The following is a 21,568-nucleotide window of genomic DNA, read 5'->3' on the forward strand; positions in this document are numbered from 1 at the left end:
ATCCCGCCCGACGCTTCCACGCGCTGCCCGTTGATCCACTGACTGCCCGGCGCCGAGCCTAGGTCCTACAGGTCTCGTGTGGTCAAAACAATTGGGTGAAGAGCCAATACAAACTGCCCGACAACAGAATCGCTGCCGGCAAGGTCAGCACCCAGGCCATCAGCAGGTTGCGGATGGTCTTCATCTGTAAGCCGCCGCCGTTGGCGACCATGGTCCCGGCCACGCCCGATGACAGCACGTGCGTGGTCGACACCGGCAGGCCGAACATGTCCGCCGCGCCGATGGTCAGCATCGCGACGGTTTCCGCCGAGGCGCCTTGCGCATACGTCAGGTGGGTCTTGCCGATCTTCTCGCCGACCGTCACCACGATGCGTTTCCAGCCGACCATGGTGCCCAGCCCCAGGGCGATGGCCACCGCGATTTTCACCCACAGCGGAATGAACCGCGTGGCGTTGTCGATCTGCTGCTTGAACAGTTGCAGTTTGCCGCTGGTGTCGGCGTCGAAGTTGCCGACCTTGTTTTTGTCCATCAGGCGAATGGTTTCGCTGGTCAGGTACATGTCGTTACGCACGTTGCCCATGGCCTCGGCCGGGACTTTCGAGAGCGAGCCGTAGCCCTTCACTTCGTTACCGATATTGCCGGTCAACGCAGCGAGGGCAGGGATCAGTTGCGGCGTGACTTCCTTGCTGCGCACGTATTCGGACAGCACCGGACGCGGGTCGGCCGGCGCTGGCAGCGGCGCACTTTTGACCAGCGCTTGTTGGGTGACTTCGGCCACGGCGGCAAACTGCAGCGCCTGGTCCGCCGGCATGGTGCGGTTCAGCGCGTAAGCCATTGGCAGCGTGCCGACCAGAATCAGCATGATCAGGCCCATGCCTTTCTGGCCGTCGTTGGAACCGTGGGCGAAGGACACGCCCGTGCAGGTCAGGATCAACATGCCGCGAATCCACCACGGTGGCGGAGTGTCGCCCTTCGGTGCCTTGTACAGTGCACGATTCTTCACGAAAGCACGCAAGGCCAGCAGCAACAGCGCGGCAAACGCGAAGCCGATCAGCGGCGACAGCAACAGCGCGTAACCGACTTTGGTTGCCTGCGCCCAGTCCACGCCGCTGGTGCCGTCGCGGCCGTGCATCAGGGCATTGGCCACGCCGACGCCGATGATCGAGCCGATCAGGGTGTGCGACGACGAGGCAGGCAAGCCCAGCCACCAGGTGCCGAGGTTCCACAGGATCGCGGCGATCAACAGGGCGAAGATCATCGCGAAACCGGCGGAGGAACCGACTTGCAGAATCAGCTCCACCGGCAGCAGGGCGATGATGCCGAACGCCACGGCGCCGCTGGACAGCAGCACCCCGAGGAAGTTGAAGAACCCGGACCAGGCCACCGCGAAATTCGGCGGCAAGGAGTTGGTGTAAATCACCGTGGCCACGGCGTTGGCGGTGTCGTGGAAACCGTTGACGAATTCAAAGCCGAGGGCAATCAGCAGCGCCACGCCCAACAGTAGAAACGGGGTCCAGGTGGTCACCACGGTGCCGAGTTCGTTCATGTCGTGCATCAGGCTGTAGGCGGTGAACAACAGCCCGCTGCCCAGCACAGCGAAGAAAATCACGATGGTCAGCAGGCCGGGCTTTTTATCGAGTTGCGGTTTGGCGCTATTGGCGGGCGCCTGGGCGGCGGTGAAGGAAGGAGTAGCCATGACGGACAATCCTGAGGGGAGAAGGAGTGTCGCCCATGATCGTTGCTGAATGTTACAGAGAGGCTGCGCTGGGTCATGGTTTGGGTTTTTTGTGAATCCGTTGATCTGATCCGTCTCGGACTTGGATGGTGACTGTGCTGCCGTCTTCGCGAGCAAGCCCGCTCCCACACTGAACTTCAGTGAGCGCAGATTTTGTGCCCGGCAGTGATCTAGTGTGGGAGCGGGCTTGCTCGCGAAGGGATGTAAGCCGCTCTCAATAATCCTGCCGCTTGCGAAACGCCCAACGCCCGGCGATCACGGTAAACGTCGCGACCAATGCCACCAGAATCCAGAACCCTTCCGGGTCGCTGGAAAGCGGCACCCCACCGACGTTCATCCCGAAGAAACCGGCAATGATGTTGATCGGCAACGCCAGCACCGTGACCACGGTCAGGGTGAACAGCGTGCGGTTGCTCTGTTCGTTGAGGTTGGCGGCAATTTCTTCCTGCAACAGCTTGATCCGTTCGCCCAGCGCCGTGAGGTCGTTGATGATCAGCGCGAACTCCTCGGTGGACTTGCGCAGCTCCTTGACGTCTTCCTTCTGCAACCACTGCGGCGGGCGATTGAGCAGGCGCAGCAACGAGCCTGGTTCCAGCGCCAACAAGCGTTGCAGGCGCACCAGCACCCGTCGGTTGGCACCCAACTCAGCCCGGTTGGTCGACAGCCGCGAGGACAACAACTCATCTTCGATCTGATCGACACTGAGGCTGGTCTTGCGCACGATCTGGGTCAGCACTTCGCCCTGATCGCGCAGCAGATGCACCAGCAATTCCAGCGGTGAACGAAAGCATTCACCGGCCTTCACCGACGAGCGCAGTTTGTCCACCGAGTGCAGCGGTTGCAGGCGTGCGCTGACGATCAGCCGACTGCGGGCGCAGACCCACAGCGTTGAGACATCCGAGGAGACCATGCTGCTGAGGTTGAACACCACGTCGTTGACCACCGCCAGCAACGCCGAATCCACATGCTCGATGCGCGTCGAGCGCGAACCTTCATGCAGCGCTTCGAAAAATTCGTCGGGCAATTCCAGATGGCTTTTCATCCAGCGCTCGCACGCCGCATGAGCCAGGTTCAGGTGCAGCCAGAGAAATTCGTCGTTGTCGCCGGGTTGTTGCAGGCACTGCAACGCCTTGGCCGAATCGAGCTCGCGGCCGCGCTCGCCGGGGCGAAAACTGAAACCGTACAGCAGACCGAACAGGTCCGTGTCGCGATGACTTTGGTCGATGCTGTGGTTCATGGAGTCTCGCTGAAGGAGGTGCGGTCGGTCGCTTTGTGTAGCAGCTGGCGAAGCCTGCGTTCGGTTCTGTAGCAGCTGTCGAGCTTGCGAGGCTGCGTTCGGCTGCGCAGCAGTCGTAAACCTGAGTGCGAGGTTTTTCTGAAACACCGCATCGTCTGATTTCACGACTGCTACGTAGCCGAACGCAGGCTTCGCCAGCTGCTACAGATCGCGTTATGGCGGGTTTTGCAGGTTCACTTGAGCCACATCATCGCAAGGGTTTTTGACGGCTTTGTGACAGTTGGATAGCGGCAAAATAGTGGCCGTACCGATGGTCGGAATTCATTCAAGAACCGCTCTGGGGCGCCGATTACGCTGACGTTAACTTGCACGGCTTTGGCCACGAATCAAGGTCGCAGACAGGGATGTCCGGACACCTTTCACGCCTTGTTGCGGCGTGCCTCATCCCTGTCATGAGTATCACTCGATGCTGCAAAAATCCCTGAGATCACAAATCCTTGCCTTGTTGAGCGGCAGCCTGTTGGCCATGTTGCTGATCGCCCTGGCCTGCTTTCACTTTCTGTCCAGCGGTGTTCAGAACTACGCGAATCTGATCGAAGGCCCACTGCACACCTCGCAATTGATCGATGAAGCCAACCTGCAATTCAAGGTGCAGGTACAGGAGTGGAAAAACGTTCTGCTACGCGGCAAGCAGCCTGCGGATCTGGACAAATACTGGAAGCAATTCGAAGACCGCCAGCGCGACGTGCAGGGCATCCTCGGTGAACTGGCCGGACAGAAGGGTATCGAGCCGTCACTCAAGACTCGCATCGAACGCCTGCGGGACGAACATCGTCTGTTGGGCGCGGCCTATCAGAAGGGCCGTGACGCCTACGTGGCGGCAGGCGCTGACCCAACGGCTGGCGACACGGCGGTCAAAGGAGTGGACCGCGCGACCAGCGATCAGATGAGTGAGTTGGTCAGCGAACTGCGCAAGCAGGGTGCCGAGCAATCGAAGCTGATCAGCGCCGACGCTGACCGCACCGTGTTGCTGGGGATCATTGTGATGCTCGTCTCGGGTCTGTTGATCGGGTTGCTGAGCCTGTGGCTGGTCAACCGCAACCTGGTCGAGCCGATTCGCAAACTGATCGAGTACGTGGCGCAACTCAGCCAGGGTCGTTTCGCCGAACGCGTGGCCAGCACCCGTCAGGACGAGCTGGGCAAACTGGCGACGGCCGCCAATACCCTGCGCGATTTTCTTGCCGAAACCTTCAACCGTTTGCAGCGCAGCGCCCAGGATCTGGACAGCGCCAGCGGTGAGCTGAATTCCATCGCCAGCCTGATGGCCAGCGGCACCAACGAGCAGTTCAACCGCACCGATCAGGTGGCCACGGCAATGAACGAAATGTCCGCTACCGCGCAAGAAGTCGCGCGTCACGCAGCCGATGCGGCACGTGCCGCCGACGATGCCGACCAGTCCGCCCAGCAGGGCGAAAAGGTCATGCAGGGCACCATTCACACCATCACCCAAATGCGCGGCGAAATCGCCAATACCGCCACGGTCATCCGTCGTCTGGAAACCGACAGCGGGCGCATCGGCAAGGTGCTGGAAGTGATTCGCGGCATCGCCGAGCAGACCAATCTGCTGGCGCTCAACGCCGCCATCGAAGCGGCCCGCGCCGGTGAAGCCGGGCGCGGTTTTGCGGTGGTGGCCGATGAAGTCCGCAGTCTGGCCCAGCGCACGGCGGCGTCGATCATCGAGATCAACCAGATCATTCAAACTGTGCAAACCGGTGCGGTGGACGCCGCTCAGGCGATTGAAAGCGGTCAGTCGCGCAGTGAGGAAAGTGTCGAGCAAGTGACTCAGGCCGGCGCCATGCTGGAGCGCATCACCCTTGCCGTGGAAGCCATTCGCGACATGAACCGCCAGATCGCCACCGCCGCGGAAGAGCAGACGTCGGTGGCCGAAGACATCTCGCGCAACCTCACCGAAATCACCAGCATCGCCAGCACCAATCTGGACAACGTGCAGCGCACCGAAGCGGCCAGCCACAACCTGCACGGGTTGTCGGGGCAGTTGAATGAAGTGACGGCACGTCTAAGCGCGTAACAGGAAGGGCTGTGTACCGGTTTGCTTACCGAGTCGGTACACAGTCGATCTCAAGTCCGCAGTGTCGATGTCGATGATCACGGTAATCCCATAAACCCAATGGAAAACCGCCATGGTCAGCATCACTTCCGTTTCGATCACCCCGACGGCCACGACTGCTTCGAACAAGACTGCCGTCAGCGACAGCACCGAAGACACCTCAGTCACGGCAACCGCTGAGGCGTCCAGCGACACCACCAAGGTATCCGCCGGTGGCGCCCCCGCGGCGAGCGGCAGCAGCTCCAGCAGCAGCGAAGAATCCGATACGGTGAAAGAGCTGCGCAAGCAGATCGCCGAGCTGCAAAAGCAATTGCAGGAACAACAGCAGCAACTGCAAGCGGCCCAGGCCAGGCAGGAAAGCGCCGAAGCAAAAGCGGCGGACGTCGCGGCGGCTCAGTCGCAGATTGCGACGACTTCGGGCTCGTTGCAGACCGCGACGGCGGCGTTGTTGCAGGCGTTGCAGGATGAGGGTGGCAGTACTTCCGGTTCCTTGGTCAGTACGACTGCTTAACTCCGTGCTGGAAGACCGAAGGTGAACGTCGTGCCCTGTTGCTCGGTCGAGACCACGTCCAGTTTTCCGCCATGGGACTGCGCAATCTGACTGGCAATGTACAACCCCAACCCGAGGCCGGTCTGTGGTGTTCCGCTGGCCGATCGCGAGTAGGGTCGGAACAGATGGGGCAGCGCATCCTCGGTAATAAGCCCCTGATTGTTCACGCTCAGCACGAACTGTCCTTCATTGATCTGCGCGCTGATATCGATCGGGCCGTCGGGATCTCCGTGAGCAACCGCGTTCGCCACCAGATTGGAGAGTAACTGTGCGACCCGTTCGCGATCGCAATGAACGCTGTGCAGGTCACCGATGGACGATTGAATGGTGCGGTCGGGATGGACGCTCTGAACCCCTGAAATCACATGCCGCAACGCATCCTCGAGATCCGGGCACGGTTCAATGTTCACGGGAATGCCACGGCCCAAAGAGCCGCGAGCGAAATCCAGAACGTCATCGACCAGTTTGGTCGCACGACGGGCGCTGGTGAGGATATGCCGGGCCCGTTGCTGATTCGCCGGATCGGGTAGTTTGCGCAGGAGCATTTCGGCGCCAGCGCTGATGGCGAACAAGGGGTTGCGCAGATCATGCCCGAGCACGGCGATGAACTGTTCGCGCAGTTCGGCGGTTTCCCGTTCCTGCTTCAGCGCTGATTCGGTCTTTTGCAGGTTTTCTTCGGCCTCGATCTGCAGCGCCAGCATCCGGGCGAAGGATTCCATGGTGCTCTGGATCGTGCTGGATTTGAGGGGCGCAGGGTTGGGGTCAAGGGCGCAGAGGGTGCCGAAAAAGCGTCCGTCGGTGTGGAAAATCGGCACGGAGATGTAGCTTTCGAACTGATAGAGTCGAGGGGTGTGGTGATCGCGGTAAAGCGGGTCTTCACTGGCCTTGTCGATGACCACCGAATGATGCGCCTGACGAATTTCGTGGCACAGAGTCGTGACAAGATCCAGCTCACCGCCAACCTGTAAACCGAAATTCAGCTGGTCGAGCACCGCACATGCCGTCCACGACTCTTCGGTGACCCGGGCCACGGCGGCGAAGCGCAGGCCCGTCAGTTCATGGATCACTTGAAGAATCGCCGGCACCGCACTGATCCGACCAATCGTGGCGATGTCTGCTGCCGCTACTTGCCCCATTTCAATCTATCCCTGTATGAATGGTGTGGTGGGATTCTAGCGGGCTGACGCGGCGTTGACGCGACTTGATTGCCTGAATTTGACGTGCAAAAAAGCCGCACGATCCGAAGATCGTGCGGCTTGTTGTTAGGCGATTACACGTCTTGTTTGTTGCTCAGTACTTTGCCAGTGGTGGCATCGAAATCCACGTCCCATTCAACGCCTTCAGCCGTGCGCAGTTCGACCTCGTATTCGTAGCCATTGAAATGGTTATCCAGATCCGTGTCGGTGATGGTCGCACCCGGATGCAACTTCAGAGCAGCCTGGTTCATTTCTTCCAAAGGCTTGATCTTGCCGCTTTTGACCAGCTCAGGGATCTGGTCGACGCGGACATCAGCCTGAGCCAGGCCAGCGGTGAGGGTCAGGGCAGCAGCGGTGAAGAGGGCAGTCAGGGTTTTCATGAGGTTCTTTCCTTGGATGAGCTGTTTAAGTGGGATCAGGTTATCCGGCGCAACTTAATCCACCCTTAATTCTCCAAACGCGACTAAGCGAAGATCGTTCCCTCGTTCATCAGTAACCGTTGTTCTGCAGCAATTGCGCAACACTGGCCGCCGCCGGGCGTTTGTAGAACTTGAGCAGTTCGCTGGCGCGGTTGGTGAAGATACCGTCGACGCCGGCGTCCATGACTTTCTGGTAATCCACGGCATCGTCGATGGTGTAAACGTGCACCAACAAGCCCTGATCGTGGGTGTACTGGTTCATCCAGGGTTGCACCAGGTCCGAGTAACTCTGATCACCACCCTTGGTCAGCGCGGCAGAAGGGCCGGTGCCGATCGCACCCTGGGCTTTGGCGTACTCGATCCATTGCTGGAATTCGGCTTTGTCTTTCGGTTGTTGTTTGGCGTAGTAAGTGGCTTTGTCCTTGTCGCCGGATTCGGCAAACGTCACCTTGGAATTCGGCTCGATGCTGCCTTCACCGACCCACAGCAGGAGGATTTTCGGCACTTTCGGCATTTCCTTCTCGAGCAGTTCGAGGCTGCTCTTCTCAAAGGTTTGCAGCACGACTTTACCTTTGCCCTGGCCGACGGCCAGATCGCTCTTCGCCAGTTTCGAACCGGCCGGACTCAACCAGCCGCGGTCCTGGAGTTTTTCCTTGAGGTCGCGCTCGATCCCGGGAAATTGCTTCGGTTCTTTGGTTTCGATGTACAGGCCAGGCTTGTGCAGCGGATTGCCTTGGGCAATGTCGATGATTTCATCGAGGGTCAGAATTTTCAGACCGACGTACGCAGGACGCGCGCGATCCGGGTAGGCAGCGTTGAACCAGCTCCCGGCATCCAGGGTTTTCAGCTCGGCGATAGTGAACTCGTTGGCCGGGCGGTCCTTGCGCTCAGGGAATTTACTGGCGACGTCGGTGGTGCGTTGCAGGTTGTTGTCGTGCAGGGCGAACAGCACGCCATCCTTGCTGCGTTGCACATCCAGTTCCAGGTAGTCGGCACCCAGATCGCGGGCCAGTTTGTAGGCGGCGGCGGTGGATTCCGGTGCATCGAAGGACGCGCCACGGTGAGCGATCACGGCCGGATGCGGAATGCCCGTGCGGGTTGCCAATGCGGTGGAGCTTGGCTCGCTGGCGGCCTGTGCCTGGCCGAGGCCCAGCATCAGACTCAGCAACAGGGCGCTCTTGGTGAAGGTAACAGGCATGGTCGAGGTCCTTTCGCAGATTTTCAAAGACGTATCTTTTAACAACTGAGCGCCGCTTGCGCTATCGCCAGACCGACATAAACGTGTTTAAAGCAGATTTTTTCAGCGCTTTTGTGCGCTTCTTTGCAGTACTCTTGGCCCCGGCAGTTACCCCGGCAGAGGGAACGCCCATTCGCTTGCCCTGCGTGTAAACCATCGATCACCGGTCCTTAACGACCTTTTGTGAGGTTTATCATGCGCATCACTTCCGAGCTCATCTGCCAGGCCGCCGACCAACTCAAAGGCTTCGTCGGCCTCAATCGCAAGACCGGCCAGTACATTGTTCGTTTCAGCGAAGACTCCTTCGGCATGGACGTGGCGGATGACGGCATTATTCCCACCAGCGAATTCGTCTGGGCCCCAGATTCCGCGCAGGCCATGACGCTCAAGCGTGAGTTGATTCAGTTGTTGCTGGATCAGAACATCGATGACCGGATCAACATCACCGAGCCGTTGCGGGTGTATATGAATCGGCGGGACGTGCCGGAGATTTCGGCGGTTCGCAGTCTGGTGCAGAGCTGAGTTTTGCGGTGACTGTGCGGGCCTCTTCGCGAGCAAGCCCGCTCCCACATTAGTTATGTGTCGATCACAAGACCAATGTGGGAGCGGGCTTGCTCGCGAAGGCGGCCTGAAGAACGCCGCATCATTTACTGCTTGAACTCATACGCCCGCTCAACCTTGCACACCCGCGTATGGCAAGACGAATACCAGGTCGACCGCCCACGCTCGCGAATTTCACTGTGCTCGGGATGATGTTTCCACGCCAGGATCGCCGCTTCGCTGGCCCAGTAGGACACCGTAATCCCGAGCCCGTCTTCACCCCGAGCCGATTCCACACCCAGGAAACCGGGTTGCTCACGGGCCAGTTCGACCATGCGCGTGGCGGCCTGCTCGTAACCGTGATCACCGTCGGTGCGCAGGGAGGTAAAAATCACCGCGTAGTAAGGCGCTGGCGGAGTCTTGGCGATCATGACTTCTGCCTCTTGCAGGCTGCGATCAACGCACGGACCAGCGGCGGCAGCTTGCCCTTGAGCGCTGCGCGTTCAGGTTGGAATAGCGTCGCGACGAAGAACGGATGACCTTTGAGTTCCACCGCCCGCAAGTCGCCGGTTGAGTCGTGTCCAACGGCGCACAGCTGTTGGCTCAACAACTCACGTTCAAACGCTGGATTAACGCCGTAGCGGCAGCGATATCCTTCGACAATCTCAGCGCTTTCGTACGCCTGGGCGATCAACGAGCCTTCCACCAGATGAATGCTGTCGACGGCCTCCACCAGCGAACAGGCCAGTGGTGTGAGCAGCGCTCGCGCCGTATCCGGCGATGTCTCGCCATGTTCGGCATCGTCCCAGCCCAGAACATGTCGGGCGTATTCGAGTACGGCGTGTTGAAAACCGCCACAGGTGCCAAGGAAGGGTCGCTGCTGTTCACGGGCAAAACGAATCGCCCGCAACGCACCGTCCCTATCGCGGTAAGGGCTGGCGGGCACGCACCAGAAACCGTCGAAGCCAGCCAATGGCGTATCGGCGCTGATGCGGTCGGTGGCCAACCACTGGAACTGCACGTCTGTGCCCGCCTGTTCGGCGGCCATGCCGAGGGCGATGGGGATGGCTTGGTGAGCGGTGACTTGCGGATCGTAATCGCCGATCAGGGCGATGCGGATTGGGCGGGTTTCCATGAGTGCGCTCCACGCTTGTTGATTCCTGGCACCCACTATAGATTGGCGTTCACGCACTCAATATTGGCGTTATCCCAATTGATCAATGCACCGACGCACTATCGACTGGACTACCCCGACCTGTCCCTGATCCTCGCGCTGGTGCGCGGCGGCTCTCTGGCCCGGGCATCGACGCTATTGAAGGTCGACGTCTCGACCGTATTTCGCGCCGTGCGCCGACTGGAAGCTGCGCTGGGCCAGCAACTGTTCGAAAAAAGCCGCACCGGCTACTTGCCCACCACCTTGGCGCAAACCCTGGCCGAGCAGGCTGAGCGGGCCGAACAGGCGCTGGAGGCAGCGCGCATTGGCGTGGAGCAGGGCGGTGAAGTCATCAGCGGCACGGTGCGCCTGACCTGCACCGATTCGGTCTTGCAGGGTTTGCTGTTGCCGGCGCTGGCACAGTTCATGCCGTCCTACCCGGCGCTGACCATCGAGTTGAGTACGTCCAACGACTTCGCCAACCTCAGTCGCCGGGATGCCGATATCGCCTTGCGCCTGACCCGCACACCGCCCGAGCACTTGGTGGGGCGGCGATTGGCCCAGGTTTCCTATCGAGTCTGTGCCAGCGAGGCGTATCTGAAATCGGTCGATTCCGAAGACTTGGCTTCGCTGACCTGGATTGCCCCGGACGACTTCCTCCCCGATCACCCCACCGTCGCGTGGCGCCGTCAGCAGTTGCCCGGTGTCACACCGGGTTATCGCTGCAACAGCATGTTGTCGGTGACTGAGCTGGTGCGGGCCGGGCTCGGTGTCGCGGCATTGCCGGACTTCCTCATCGGTGAGGGCCTGCAACCGTTGAGCGAGCCGCTATACGGTTATGACACGGCGCTCTGGTTGCTGACCCGCCCGGACTGCCGCGCCTTGCGCTCGGTGGTGACGTTGTTCGATGAGTTGGGGCGGGCGCTTCGATTGCCTTGACCGAGCGCTAAATCTTCGGCTGATCCTTGCGCACGAAGTGCTGATGCATTTCCGAGGTCAGGCTTTCGATGCGTTCGGTGAGGGCCTTGGTCATTTCGGTGAGCCGGGTGTTTTGTTCGAGCAACTCCAGCAATTGCGCGGTGTTCTGCGCCGCTTGCGCCTGACGTTCACTGTTGGCGACGGCCAGGGATTCGCGGTGCAGGGCGTCGGCGTCGGACTGGGCTTTATCCCGCGCCGCCTGACGGGTCTGGGCCAGCAGAATCAACGGCGCGGCATACGCCGATTGCAGGCTGAACGCCAGGTTGAGCAGGATGAACGGATAGAGATCGAAGTGCGCCACGCCGAACAGATTGAGGCAAACCCATAACACCACGATCAGCGTCTGCGCGCCGAGAAAGGTCGGCGTGCCGAAGAACCGCGCGAAGGCCTCGGCGCGCAGGGCAAACTTGTCGTTGCCAAAGGTAGGCGCCAAGTGTGCATGGGCGCGATGAAAACGCAGATGGTCGACGGGGAGGGCGGGTTGAGTGTCGGAAGTCGTGGTGGTCATGGTGCTCTCTGCATGGCGCTGGGACTGAGGCTCACTATAGACCCAGCGCCAGTTTCATTCTGAAACACATTGCGGCGTTTTATTCCGAGCTACCGCTTACTGCTAAAGCGGCGGACATTGTCATTTATTGCAACTCGATTTAGAGCTGATAGCAGGCCAAAAACATGTCCAGCGCCGACTCCACCACGGTGGTCTGCATCTCGGCTGACAGGCCGGGCAGGCCCATGGAAATCTGTGGCCAGAACGCAAAGGATTTGAGCATTCCCTGAATCTGTTGTGCAGCGAATTCGGGGGCGACCGGTTTCAAACGGCCATCAGCCTGAGCGGCGCGGATCCACACGGTCAGGCCTTCTTCGCGCTCCCCCATTCGGGCGACCATATTCTGGGCGCGCTCGGGGGAATGGATGGTGGCGGCGATGGCCACTCGCGCAAGGTCGAGAAAATTGTCATCGCCCAGCATCTGCAATTTCGCCATCAACATCCGGCGCATCTGATCGCGCAGCGGCAGTTCAGGGTGGTAGGGCGTTTCCTGTTCTGACGTCACCCGCGCCCACAATTGATTGAGGATTTCGGCGAACAACTCTTCCTTGCTGGGGAAGTGGTTGTACACCGTGCGCTTCGACACGCCGGCGGTGGCAGCGATCTTGTCCATGCTGGTGATGTCGAAACCGTTGGCACGGAATTCGGCAATCGCCGCTTGAATGATGGCTTCGCGTTTTCGGTCGGTGAGGCGCTGTGGAGCTGTCATAAGTACGCTTCGGCAGGAAGTAGTGAGAATTACACTTGGCAGTTTACTTGTGATCGGGTTTGATGCAACCTAGAAACTACACTGTGCAGTGTAATGTTTTGTTAATCCTGCGCAGTGAACACTAGATCTCCGGCTGATGCGTGCGTGCCTTGGCCATTTATCGTCCCAAGCGGAAAACTGCGAATCAGGTGGTTTTCCTGGAGTCATTCAGTCATGGCCACTTCAACTTCCCCTGCGGACAACGCCTCCACGCCTGAAGCATCCCGTCAGGCAGAAGGGCTCTTCCGAAACCATGCGCCCGTGCAACGTGAAGGCTTTCGCAAAATGGTGCGCATCATGTGGAACATGATCTTCCACAAACCGCGTAACACCCGCCCGACGGCGCCTGTCCCGGTGCAAGCGCTGACTCAGGCAGCCTTGATCGCCGCCCCCAACCACAGCGTTTACCGCCTCGGTCATTCCACCGTACTGCTGAAACTGCGGGACAAATTCTGGATCACTGACCCGGTCTTCGCCGAGCGCGCCTCACCCGTGCAATGGGCCGGCCCGAAGCGCTTTCACCAGCCGCCGATCAGCCTCGAAGAGTTGCCGCCGATCGAAGCGGTGATCCTGTCCCACGATCACTACGACCACCTCGATTATCAAGCGGTGCTCAAACTGGCGGACAAGGCCAAGTACTTTCTGACGCCGCTGGGCGTGGGCGACACCTTGATCAAATGGGGCATCGACGCCAGCAAGGTCCGCCAGCTGGACTGGTGGCAGGGCACCGAGGTTGATGGCATCCAGTTTATTGCCACACCTTCGCAACACTTTTCCGGCCGCGGTCTGTTCGATGGCAACAGCACGCTGTGGGCCTCGTGGGTGATGATCGACGCAGACACGCGAATCTTCTTCAGCGGCGACAGCGGTTATTTCGATGGCTTCAAACGCATCGGTGAGCAATACGGCCCGTTCGATCTGACACTCATGGAAACCGGTGCCTACAACGTCGAGTGGCCGCATGTGCACATGCAGCCGGAACAAACCCTGCAAGCGCACATCGACCTTAAAGGCCGGTGGTTATTACCGATTCACAACGGCACGTTCGATTTGTCGATGCACGCCTGGTTCGAGCCCTTTGACCGCATTTTGGCGTTGGCCTGGGAGCGGAATGTTTCGATTACCACGCCGCAGATGGGTCAGGCGTTCAATGTGATGTATCCGCAGCGGGGTGGAGCCTGGTGGTCGGAGATGGAAAACGTTGGCGATCAGGTGGAACCTCAGAACGCTTGATAACGTGCCGCCGGGCCGACCCCAGGGAGCGGCCCGAATGTCACAACTAAACTAGCGGCGTTCATCCTGTAGCAGGTTTAGATATTCCGAGATCTTTGCCACGGTCAAATCGCGAAATTTTCCGCGGAGCATTTCATTCAGCTCCTCCTGAGACAGTCCGAGCTTTTGTGCCGCCTCAGTCTTACTCAGCCGACCGGTTTCGAGAAATATGCCAATCTTCATAACGTATTCAGATTTGGCCCGCATCTCACCCGCATCGGGATACCCCAGCGCCTCATAAACACAGCTGTCGCTTCCATTGACTTCACTCATTCGCTGACACCTCACTCAACCATCGCATAATCCGCCCGCCCCACCGGGTCAGGCGTAGACCCTTTCACATTCATCCCTCGACCCGGCGCAAACCCCGGGAAGAACACCAACCCCTCCGATTCAAACCGATATGCCAACGCCAGCCGCGTAACATCCAGCACGTCGCGTTCATCCTCAAATCGCTGAATAGCGTCCACCGAAACCCCGGATTCCCGAGACAGTTCCTCCACACTCCAGCCCAGCATCGCTCGGGCCTGAACGCTATGCGCGGGGGTGAACTGGAAAAGGGCGATACGTTCCAGGGTGATTTTCATCGCATGAGAGGCCATGGTGTTCTCCGGGCTCAAGAGTGCTGATTCAAAAAATACTGTGTTTTTGTACAGTTGTTTTGAGCCCGAATCAAACTCATTTTTTGATCGGTTCTATTTTTCCTCTCAGGCAGGCGCGTGGGAGCGACTACGCTATTTCTATGCGGGCTCCTGAACGCTCAATGAGCTTTCAACTCCCGTCAGCAGCAATGATTGAACGTCAGCTTTCTGATTTTCAATACAAGGAAAGTGGCGTTTCTGACGCAGTGCGTCACAGCGTTACGCGGGGAAGGGAATCATGAAAAGACTACGTCTGCTATGTGCCCTGATCGGTTTTACAAGTCTGCCCGTCGTGGCTGATATGGCATCGTTAAGCAAAGAGGCCTTTGTCAGCAACCTGATAAATCAAATGACCCTGGAGGAAAAAATCGGCCAACTGCGGCTGATCGCCATTGATGAAAAGATGACGCCCGAAAAGATACGAGAAGAAATCGCCGCCGGGCGAATCGGTGGTACGTACGGCTCTGTGAGCCGCTACGTCAACCGACCCATGCAAGACGCGGCTCAACAAAGCCGTTTGAAAATACCGATGTTTTTCGGCTGGGACGTCATACACGGCCATCGAACCATTTTTCCCATTGGCCTGGCGTTGGCCTCCAGCTGGGATATCGGCGCTATCGAGTTGAGCGGTCGAACAGCGGCGAAAGAAGCGAGTGCCGACGGTATCGATTTGACCTTCGCCCCGATGATAGATATTGCCCGGGATCCTCGCTGGGGGCGCACCTCCGAAGGCTTCGGCGAAGACACCTATCTGGTTTCGCGCATTGCCAAAGCGATGGTTCAGGCTTATCAGGGCGCAAGCCCGAATGCACCCGACAGCATCATGGCCAGCGCCAAACACTTTGCCTTGTATGGGGCTGTCGAGGGTGGACGCGACTACAACAGCGTCGACATGGGCCTGGCCAGAATGTACCAGGACTACCTGCCACCTTATCGTTCGGCGATTGAGGGTGGCGCGGGGGCGATGATGGTGGCGCTTAACTCGATAAATGGCGTGCCAGCCGCTTCCAATGCCTGGTTGATGCAAGACCTGCTTCGCAAGGCATGGGGCTTCAAGGGGCTGGTCATCAGCGACCATAACGGGATAAACGATCTGGTTCAGCATGGTGTTGCGAAGAATCCCCGCGAAGCGGCCAGGCTCGCGATCAGGGCTGGCGTTGATATGAGCATGAACGATTTCTCCTATGGGCCGGAGCTATCGGGGCTGCTTGAGTCAGGCTCTATTTCCCAGAGCAATATTGATAATGCAGTACGCGAAGTGCTGGGGGCCAAGTACGACATGGGGCTGTTCGAAGACCCTTACCGGCGCATCGGCATTGCCAGTGAAGACCCCGCTGATAACAACGCCGAATACCGTCTGCACAGAACGCAGGCCCGTGAGGTGGCACGCAAGACATTGGTGCTGCTGAAGAATGAAAACGGACTCTTGCCGCTAAAAAAAGAGGGCGCGATCGCGCTCATAGGCCCGCTGGCAAAAAGTACCGTCGACATCATGGGCAGTTGGTCCGCAAGTGGCGTGGCCTCGCAATCAGTGACGATCTACGACGGGCTGAAAAGCGCGATGGATCAGGGCTCGCTGATCTATGCCCGAGGCGCAAATCTCGAGGAGGATCAGGAGGTTGTTAAATACCTGGAATACCAGGGAGTGTCCGAAATCGCGAACGACCCTCGTCCGGCAACAGAAATGATTGACGAAGCGGTCAAAGCTGCACAGCAAGCTGATGTGGTGATTGCCGTGGTGGGTGAGCCCCGCAGCATGTCCCATGAAGCGGCCAGTCGAACCAGCCTCGATCTGCCGGGGCGCCAGAGCGAATTGATCACCGCCCTGAAAGCCACCGGCAAGCCGCTGGTACTGGTATTGATGAACGGCCGGCCGCTGTCCATCGGCAAGGAGCAGAAACAGGCCGATGCGATTCTGGAAACCTGGTACAGCGGCTCCGAGGGAGGCAATGCCGTTGCCGATGTGTTGTTCGGTGACTACAACCCGTCCGGCAAGTTACCCATCACCTTTCCACGCTCCGTGGGGCAGATCCCCAATTACTACAGCCACTTGAACACCGGTCGCCCCTACATCGTGGGTGCGCTTCGCAACTACACGTCGCAATATTTCGATCAATCCTATGGTCCGCTTTATCCCTTCGGCTATGGGCTGAGCTATACCGATTTCAGCCTGACCGACATGGCCCTGTCCTCGACCACACTGAACAAAACCGACAACCTCGTCGCCAGCGTCATGGTGAAGAACATCGGCCAGCGCGACGGCGAAACGGTGGTTCAGCTGTATATCCGCGATGTCGTTGGCTCCGTCGCCCGTCCGGTCAAAGAACTGAAGAACTTTCAAAAAATCATGCTAAAGGCCGGAGAGGAGAAAGCAGTCCACTTCAGCATTGATGAGAACGACCTGAAGTTCTTCAACACCCAGTTGGAATACGCCGCCGAGCCGGGCGAGTTCCAGGTGCAGATCGGTCTGGATTCTCAGGATGTGAAGGCGCAGAGTTTTGAGTTGCTGTAAGGCCGAGGCATTAGCGGCAGTGGCCTCTCTTTTTGGGCTAACTACTTCGCCCCCTCCAGCCAGACAGACGGTGCCTGCCCCAGTGCGCGGCGGAACATGGTCGAGAACGCCGCAGGGCTGTCATAGCCAAAATCCAGGGCAATCCGCGTCACCGGTTCGCCCACCACCAGCCGCGCCAGAGCCAGCACCACGCAAGCCCGCTGTCGCCATTGGCTGAAACTCAGACCCGTCTGTTGGCGGAACAGGCGATTGAAGGTGCGCAGACTGATATGCAACTGATCGGCCCATTGCTGTGGCGACTGGTGAGCGTCGGGCCGCTGCACAAAGCCCTGGCACAACGCGAGCAACCGCGCATCGACGGGCAGGGGAATGTGCAACGGCAGGTGAGTGCTGCGCGCCAGCTCATGCAGCAGCAAGCCGATCAGCGTACCGTCGCGCCCGCGCTCGTCATACGCCAGCGGGATCTCCACCGCCTCCATCAGCAAATGCCGCATCAACGGCGAAACGCTGATCACCTGGCAGCGATCCCCCAGATCCACCGCACCCGGCTCGATATACACACTGCGCGTGCTCACCCCCATCATCAGCACTTCATGCACCACCCCCGGCGGAATCCACACCGCCCGCTGAGGCGGCACCACCCAACTGCCGTCGAGCGTACTGACCTGCATTACCCCGGTGGCGCCGTACAGCAATTGCGCCCGCCGATGTGTATGACGAGGCAACAAATGGCCGTGGGAATAATCCGTACCGATGGCCACCACCGGCCGTGGCGTGTGGTCCAGCAGATCAATCGAAACATTGCGCATCGAGCAGCCCCAGCGATTGGCGTAAACGCGAACATTATTGGCTGACTTGCTGAAGCAGGCCAAGGCGCATCGCTCTATCGTCGACCGTTCTCAACAACGGACGACTCCCATGTTCTATCTCCTGCTGGCACTCTTCGGCTGCATGACCGGCATCACCGCGGTGCTGTTCGGCTTCGGCGGCGGCTTCGTCGTCGTGCCATTGCTCTACCGCATGCTCATGACCAGCCACGGCACAGACGACCCCGTCGGCCAATCGGCGATGCACATTGCTGTGGCAACCTCGACCTGCGTGATGATCGTCAACGCGACGATCGCCACCGGAAAACACCGACGCGCCGGTAATCTCATCCGACATTACCTGTGGCCGTTGGGCGGGTTTATCGGCGTGGGCGCGGTAATCGGCGCCGTAGCGGCGATGTGGGCAAGTGGCGAGGTGATTCGCTATGCCTTCATCGCGTACCTGGGCGTGACCATTGCGGATTGCCTGTTGCGACGCGGCTTTCTTACAGCGTCCGACACCGCCATCCCACGGCGATTGGGAAGGACAGAAGTGTCTGGTGGGGGCGTAGGAATCGGCACCATCGCCACGTTTCTCGGCGTAGGCGGCAGCGTCATGACCGTGCCGTTGTTGCGGCGTTGCGGGCTGAGCATGTCTCAGGCGACGTCCATGGCCAATCCGCTAAGTTTGCCCGTGGCGCTGGCCGGGACGCTGACTTACATGGCCATGGCTGGGTTTACCGAGTTTGATCTTGGGCCGTGGTTTGTCGGTTATGTGGATCTGCTGGCGTTTGCGGTGTTGACGGTGGGGTCGCTGGTGGGGATTCGGCTGGCTACGCCTTGGATCGGGCGGATACCGGACCGAACCCATGCGCGGGTGTATATCGGTTTGCTGGTGCTGGTGATGATCAGCCTGTGCCTGAGTTAATCGCAGTTACTTCGCCTCCAACCCCGGCGCTTCGCGAATGATGAAGTGATCCAGGTTCTCAATATTCGCACTGAATACCCCGAACGTCTGCTCGGGGTTTTTCTTGCTCGGCACCTGCTTCAACTCCGGCGTCACACCATAAAAGAAGCAATACAACTCTTTCCCGCTCTCGCTGGCGTGCTTGATCTCTTCCAGAAACGCTTTGCGCTTGCGGTAGTTGTCGATCAGCTTTTTGCTCAAGTAAACGTTGACTGAATAAGGCTTCTTCTTCGCCTCGTCCGCTTGCTTGAACCAGACCTTCTGTTCGAAGTCGATGCGAAAACTCTGCGTGTAATCCTTGATCTCTTTGATCTTGCCCCAGTAAATCAGCCCCTTGTTGTCCTGCAGATACTCGATCTTCTTGAAGAACGACCCATAAGGCGCCGTGTGCTCGCCAATCTTCAGCGGCATGCGCTTGAGCAGCTCCTTGTCCTCGAAGTTCGAGACAAAACACTCCACTGGATGGGCGAAGACACGGGTCTTGTCCGGTGCTATTTCATGGCTCGGGTGTTCTGTGTTGCTAGCCGCAGTGGTTGGCTTCGGATCGTCCCGCACAACATCCGCCGCCACCGCAGCGTTCGACGGCTTACGCACATACTCACGTCGAGTCAGCAATAACTCCGACGGGAAATGCTCCTCGCGACTGTCATCCGTTTCCGCACCGTCCGCGTCCACACCTGACGCCGACGCCTTGAGACTGACATAAGGACAATCCGCAACATGCCGGGTGCTGGGCGTGTTCTTGAAGTGCGGGGTGCGCACGTAGTTCACGTTTTTGGCGTTGAACGTCGTCAACACATTCGCCGCATCGAAGGCCAAACGACAGGCATCGTTGGGGCATTGGAAGTGTTCTTTGGCCGAGTCAAAATCCATGGTTTCGTCGAAATTCAAATCGCGCACGTCATAGATCGACAGCTTGTCGTCGAGGCTGAGGCAGTAGGCGAGGTCGAATTTCATGGTGGGCTCGGGTCCTCGAGTGGGGAAGGGTATTAATAGCGGGAGGTGGGGCGGGTTGCACTTATTGTTTTCAACATGCCGCAAAATCTGCGGCAACACACCAAACCTGTGGGAGCGAGCTTGCTCGCGATTCCCAACATCAACACAGCAACCAAGCCAGGCACGAACCTGTGGTGAGGGGATTTATCCCCGTTGGGTCGCGAAGCGGCCCCAGTTTATTCATCCAATAAAAATCCGCTGCCTGAAAACTCAAACAGCGGATTTGTGAACAATCAGTATCCTCGCAACAACCGCGAAGTCCTGCGCCACCAGGATTCCTTGCGATTGAACGGATCGTCCGCTAGCAAGCAGGGCATATCCCGCAACCGAATCCACGGCTCATCCTGCCAATGCAGCATGCTGAGCGACATCTGCGGCCAACTCAGCACACTCAACGTCGGACGCTCGACCGAACGCACCGGGCGGGCATCACGCAACGCAGGCACAACCTGATGCGTCAGCCACTCACGAAGCTGGCGATACTCGGGGCAGTAGTGATAGACCAAAAGCGCGTACACGCCGGACTCACTTACCATCAAGTGTTCTCCGGCTGTGTCATAGGTCTGCACGCACATCATCTGCCGTTGATCGGCGTCGAGTTTGCGCAGCATGCGCTCATCAAGATATTTGCCCATCAACCGGCCTAGCTCATGAGCACAGAACCACGCTTGGTTCTCTACCAGAATCGCGTGCAGGTGCGATTTATGGCGGGTGAACAGAGTTGGTAAAAGTGGTTCAGGCATGGCGTGCCTCCTGACGTGGAAACACGGGAACAGATCTACAGGTACAGCGATTTACCTTCATCGTGAAGGTTGTGAAGTCAGGCATTTCCTTTACCTCTGGCTGCTTTCTTAGGGCGTTCGTTATGGGTGTCGGGAGCTAAGAAACCCACCAGAGACGGGCCGGACATATTCCCCTTTCGGGTCTTGTATTCGCCCACTCCCGACATAACGGGGATTTTCTCGCAGGCGTAGGAAAACCGCAGACGAAAAAAAGCCGCATGACTGTCGGGTGCGGAGGACCGCTCTGGTTTAGGCGTTTCTTAGGCGCCGAACTGAGAGCCTAGGGGGTCAATGCCAGACGGTCAACCCTTCAACGTCGTTCATCATTTTTCCGCCGAGAAGGTGTAGGACTTATTCACTCAAGCCGAATGTTTTCTGGATTTCATTACGTAGGAGTTCTCTGTTTTTGGTGTGGCATTCCCAAATGATCGCCACTCTCCATCCCCGCTTAATTAACGCTTGCTGTACATCAATATCTCGCTCTACGTTCTTTGCTAGTTTTGGCAGCCAAAAGTCCAGCCTACTCTTGGGTGTATACGCATATTTGCAGCCAGAATGCCTGTGCCAAAAGCAGCCGTGGACGAATATGCACAATCGGTATTTGGGGAACACCAAGTCAGGTTTTCCGGGCAGATCCTTCCTATGCAAACGATAGCGAAGCCCCATTTCATGACACACCGATCGCACGACCATTTCAGGCTTCGTGTTCTTGCCCTTGATCATCGACATGATCTTGGAGCGATGTTCTGGGGAAACGATGTCTGCACTCAACACATGCGTCCTAGCTTGTCCATTAACTCGAGTTTTTTCGGTACTGCCTACTCAATATTAGCTTTTGTTTGCCGAAACTTGCTCACACCACTAGCTTACGGTGATCCCCTTGTAGTGGACTAATGAAACCGGACATCCATTTAGATGAAAATGCTCGCCAGATCGAGCTGTCAGATGATCACAACTGGGTTCGGCCTCACCAGTTCAACGGTGGGTTGGCGCCAGCTCAGACCAAGGAAAAAACTTAACGTCGTGTCCGAGAGTCGTTCACCACTATAAAAGCTCAATGATCCAAAACGATGAGGCCGCGAGCGTTTTTACACACCCCGGGCCAGAAGCCGACGCTCAAAGGT

At 58.4% G+C, this 21,568-nt stretch carries 22 protein-coding genes; 7 read left to right on the forward strand and 15 right to left on the reverse strand.

Annotation, left to right across the window (positions count from 1 at the left end):
• Positions 1-82: 82 nt before the first annotated feature.
• Together KGB23_RS16575 and KGB23_RS16580 are read right to left on the reverse strand one after the other, a co-directional pair.
• On the reverse strand, positions 83-1,696 hold the full coding sequence (locus KGB23_RS16575) for an inorganic phosphate transporter (RefSeq protein ID WP_223431847.1): 1,614 nt from the start codon (positions 1,694-1,696) through the stop codon (positions 83-85).
• A 253-nt stretch (positions 1,697-1,949) separates the two neighbouring features.
• Positions 1,950-2,972, reverse strand: coding sequence for a transporter (locus KGB23_RS16580; RefSeq protein ID WP_223431848.1), 1,023 nt, complete (start codon positions 2,970-2,972; stop codon positions 1,950-1,952).
• Between the two features lie 466 nt (positions 2,973-3,438).
• Here KGB23_RS16580 and KGB23_RS16585 point away from each other — a divergent pair, with 466 nt between their 5' ends.
• Positions 3,439-5,061, forward strand: a complete 1,623-nt coding sequence (locus tag KGB23_RS16585) for a methyl-accepting chemotaxis protein (protein ID WP_223431849.1) — start codon at positions 3,439-3,441, stop codon at positions 5,059-5,061.
• A gap of 112 nt (positions 5,062-5,173) precedes the next feature.
• Positions 5,174-5,611, forward strand: coding sequence for a hypothetical protein (locus KGB23_RS16590; protein ID WP_223431850.1), 438 nt, complete (start codon positions 5,174-5,176; stop codon positions 5,609-5,611).
• On the opposite strand, the gene KGB23_RS16595 is transcribed toward KGB23_RS16590, so the two are convergent.
• The 3 genes from KGB23_RS16595 to KGB23_RS16605 all read right to left on the reverse strand — a co-directional run bounded on the left by KGB23_RS16595 (position 5,608) and on the right by KGB23_RS16605 (position 8,463).
• Positions 5,608-6,786: a GAF domain-containing sensor histidine kinase gene (locus KGB23_RS16595; protein ID WP_223431851.1), complete on the reverse strand. Its 1,179-nt coding sequence runs from the start codon at positions 6,784-6,786 to the stop codon at positions 5,608-5,610. The genes KGB23_RS16590 and KGB23_RS16595 overlap by 4 nt on opposite strands.
• 134 nt (positions 6,787-6,920) lie before the next feature.
• Positions 6,921-7,226, reverse strand: coding sequence for a PepSY domain-containing protein (locus KGB23_RS16600; RefSeq protein ID WP_223431852.1), 306 nt, complete (start codon positions 7,224-7,226; stop codon positions 6,921-6,923).
• A gap of 109 nt (positions 7,227-7,335) precedes the next feature.
• Entirely contained in the window at positions 7,336-8,463 is a 1,128-nt protein-coding gene (locus KGB23_RS16605; RefSeq protein WP_223431853.1) for a glycerophosphodiester phosphodiesterase, read from the reverse strand.
• A 234-nt stretch (positions 8,464-8,697) separates the two neighbouring features.
• Between KGB23_RS16605 and KGB23_RS16610 the strand changes: the two genes are divergently transcribed.
• Entirely contained in the window at positions 8,698-9,024 is a 327-nt protein-coding gene (locus KGB23_RS16610; RefSeq protein WP_223431854.1) for a DUF2025 family protein, read from the forward strand.
• A gap of 125 nt (positions 9,025-9,149) precedes the next feature.
• Here KGB23_RS16610 and KGB23_RS16615 read toward each other — a convergent pair whose 3' ends face one another.
• Positions 9,150-9,473, reverse strand: coding sequence for an antibiotic biosynthesis monooxygenase family protein (locus KGB23_RS16615; protein ID WP_223431855.1), 324 nt, complete (start codon positions 9,471-9,473; stop codon positions 9,150-9,152).
• Positions 9,470-10,177: a CTP synthase gene (locus tag KGB23_RS16620; RefSeq protein ID WP_223431856.1), complete on the reverse strand. Its 708-nt coding sequence runs from the start codon at positions 10,175-10,177 to the stop codon at positions 9,470-9,472. Before KGB23_RS16620 ends, KGB23_RS16615 begins: the two co-directional genes overlap by 4 nt.
• 15 nt (positions 10,178-10,192) lie before the next feature.
• On the opposite strand from KGB23_RS16620, the gene KGB23_RS16625 reads away from it, so the two are divergent.
• Entirely contained in the window at positions 10,193-11,134 is a 942-nt protein-coding gene (locus KGB23_RS16625) for a LysR family transcriptional regulator (RefSeq protein WP_223431857.1), read from the forward strand.
• 7 nt (positions 11,135-11,141) lie between these two features.
• Here the strand turns inward: KGB23_RS16625 and KGB23_RS16630 are convergent, their stop codons facing one another.
• Both KGB23_RS16630 and KGB23_RS16635 read right to left on the reverse strand, forming a co-directional pair.
• Positions 11,142-11,681 carry a DUF1003 domain-containing protein gene (locus KGB23_RS16630; protein ID WP_223431858.1) on the reverse strand — a complete coding sequence of 180 codons (540 nt, stop codon included), beginning with the start codon at positions 11,679-11,681 and terminating at the stop codon, positions 11,142-11,144.
• Between the two features lie 139 nt (positions 11,682-11,820).
• Entirely contained in the window at positions 11,821-12,429 is a 609-nt protein-coding gene (locus KGB23_RS16635; RefSeq protein WP_223431859.1) for a TetR/AcrR family transcriptional regulator, read from the reverse strand.
• 213 nt (positions 12,430-12,642) lie between these two features.
• Here KGB23_RS16635 and KGB23_RS16640 point away from each other — a divergent pair, with 213 nt between their 5' ends.
• Entirely contained in the window at positions 12,643-13,701 is a 1,059-nt protein-coding gene (locus KGB23_RS16640; protein ID WP_223431860.1) for an MBL fold metallo-hydrolase, read from the forward strand.
• A gap of 51 nt (positions 13,702-13,752) precedes the next feature.
• On the opposite strand, the gene KGB23_RS16645 is transcribed toward KGB23_RS16640, so the two are convergent.
• Both KGB23_RS16645 and KGB23_RS16650 read right to left on the reverse strand, forming a co-directional pair.
• The gene (locus KGB23_RS16645; RefSeq protein WP_223431861.1) at positions 13,753-14,013 is read right to left on the reverse strand and encodes an XRE family transcriptional regulator; all 261 of its coding nucleotides are present in this window, start codon (positions 14,011-14,013) and stop codon (positions 13,753-13,755) included.
• Between the two features lie 11 nt (positions 14,014-14,024).
• Positions 14,025-14,342, reverse strand: a complete 318-nt coding sequence (locus KGB23_RS16650; RefSeq protein WP_046045462.1) for a helix-turn-helix transcriptional regulator — start codon at positions 14,340-14,342, stop codon at positions 14,025-14,027.
• A gap of 340 nt (positions 14,343-14,682) precedes the next feature.
• Here KGB23_RS16650 and bglX point away from each other — a divergent pair, with 340 nt between their 5' ends.
• The gene (gene bglX / locus KGB23_RS16655; RefSeq protein WP_411741503.1) at positions 14,683-16,893 is read left to right on the forward strand and encodes a beta-glucosidase BglX; all 2,211 of its coding nucleotides are present in this window, start codon (positions 14,683-14,685) and stop codon (positions 16,891-16,893) included.
• A 41-nt stretch (positions 16,894-16,934) separates the two neighbouring features.
• On the opposite strand, the gene KGB23_RS16660 is transcribed toward bglX, so the two are convergent.
• Positions 16,935-17,702, reverse strand: a complete 768-nt coding sequence (locus KGB23_RS16660) for an AraC family transcriptional regulator (RefSeq protein WP_223431863.1) — start codon at positions 17,700-17,702, stop codon at positions 16,935-16,937.
• A 109-nt stretch (positions 17,703-17,811) separates the two neighbouring features.
• On the opposite strand from KGB23_RS16660, the gene KGB23_RS16665 reads away from it, so the two are divergent.
• Positions 17,812-18,627 (forward strand): sulfite exporter TauE/SafE family protein, encoded by an 816-nt coding sequence (locus KGB23_RS16665; RefSeq protein ID WP_223431864.1) that lies wholly within the window; start codon positions 17,812-17,814, stop codon positions 18,625-18,627.
• A gap of 6 nt (positions 18,628-18,633) precedes the next feature.
• Here the strand turns inward: KGB23_RS16665 and KGB23_RS16670 are convergent, their stop codons facing one another.
• The 3 genes from KGB23_RS16670 to KGB23_RS16680 form a co-directional block, all read right to left on the reverse strand.
• Positions 18,634-19,623, reverse strand: coding sequence for a hypothetical protein (locus KGB23_RS16670; RefSeq protein ID WP_223431865.1), 990 nt, complete (start codon positions 19,621-19,623; stop codon positions 18,634-18,636).
• 272 nt (positions 19,624-19,895) lie between these two features.
• Entirely contained in the window at positions 19,896-20,405 is a 510-nt protein-coding gene (locus KGB23_RS16675) for a Bro-N domain-containing protein (RefSeq protein WP_223431866.1), read from the reverse strand.
• A gap of 390 nt (positions 20,406-20,795) precedes the next feature.
• Complete coding sequence (locus tag KGB23_RS16680; protein WP_223431867.1) at positions 20,796-21,215, reverse strand: very short patch repair endonuclease; 420 nt, start codon at positions 21,213-21,215, stop codon at positions 20,796-20,798.
• Between the last annotated feature and the right edge of the window lie 353 nt (positions 21,216-21,568).

Source organism: Pseudomonas sp. GL-B-26 (genome assembly GCF_019947405.1).
In the GTDB taxonomy this organism is placed as follows: Bacteria; Pseudomonadota; Gammaproteobacteria; order Pseudomonadales; family Pseudomonadaceae; genus Aquipseudomonas.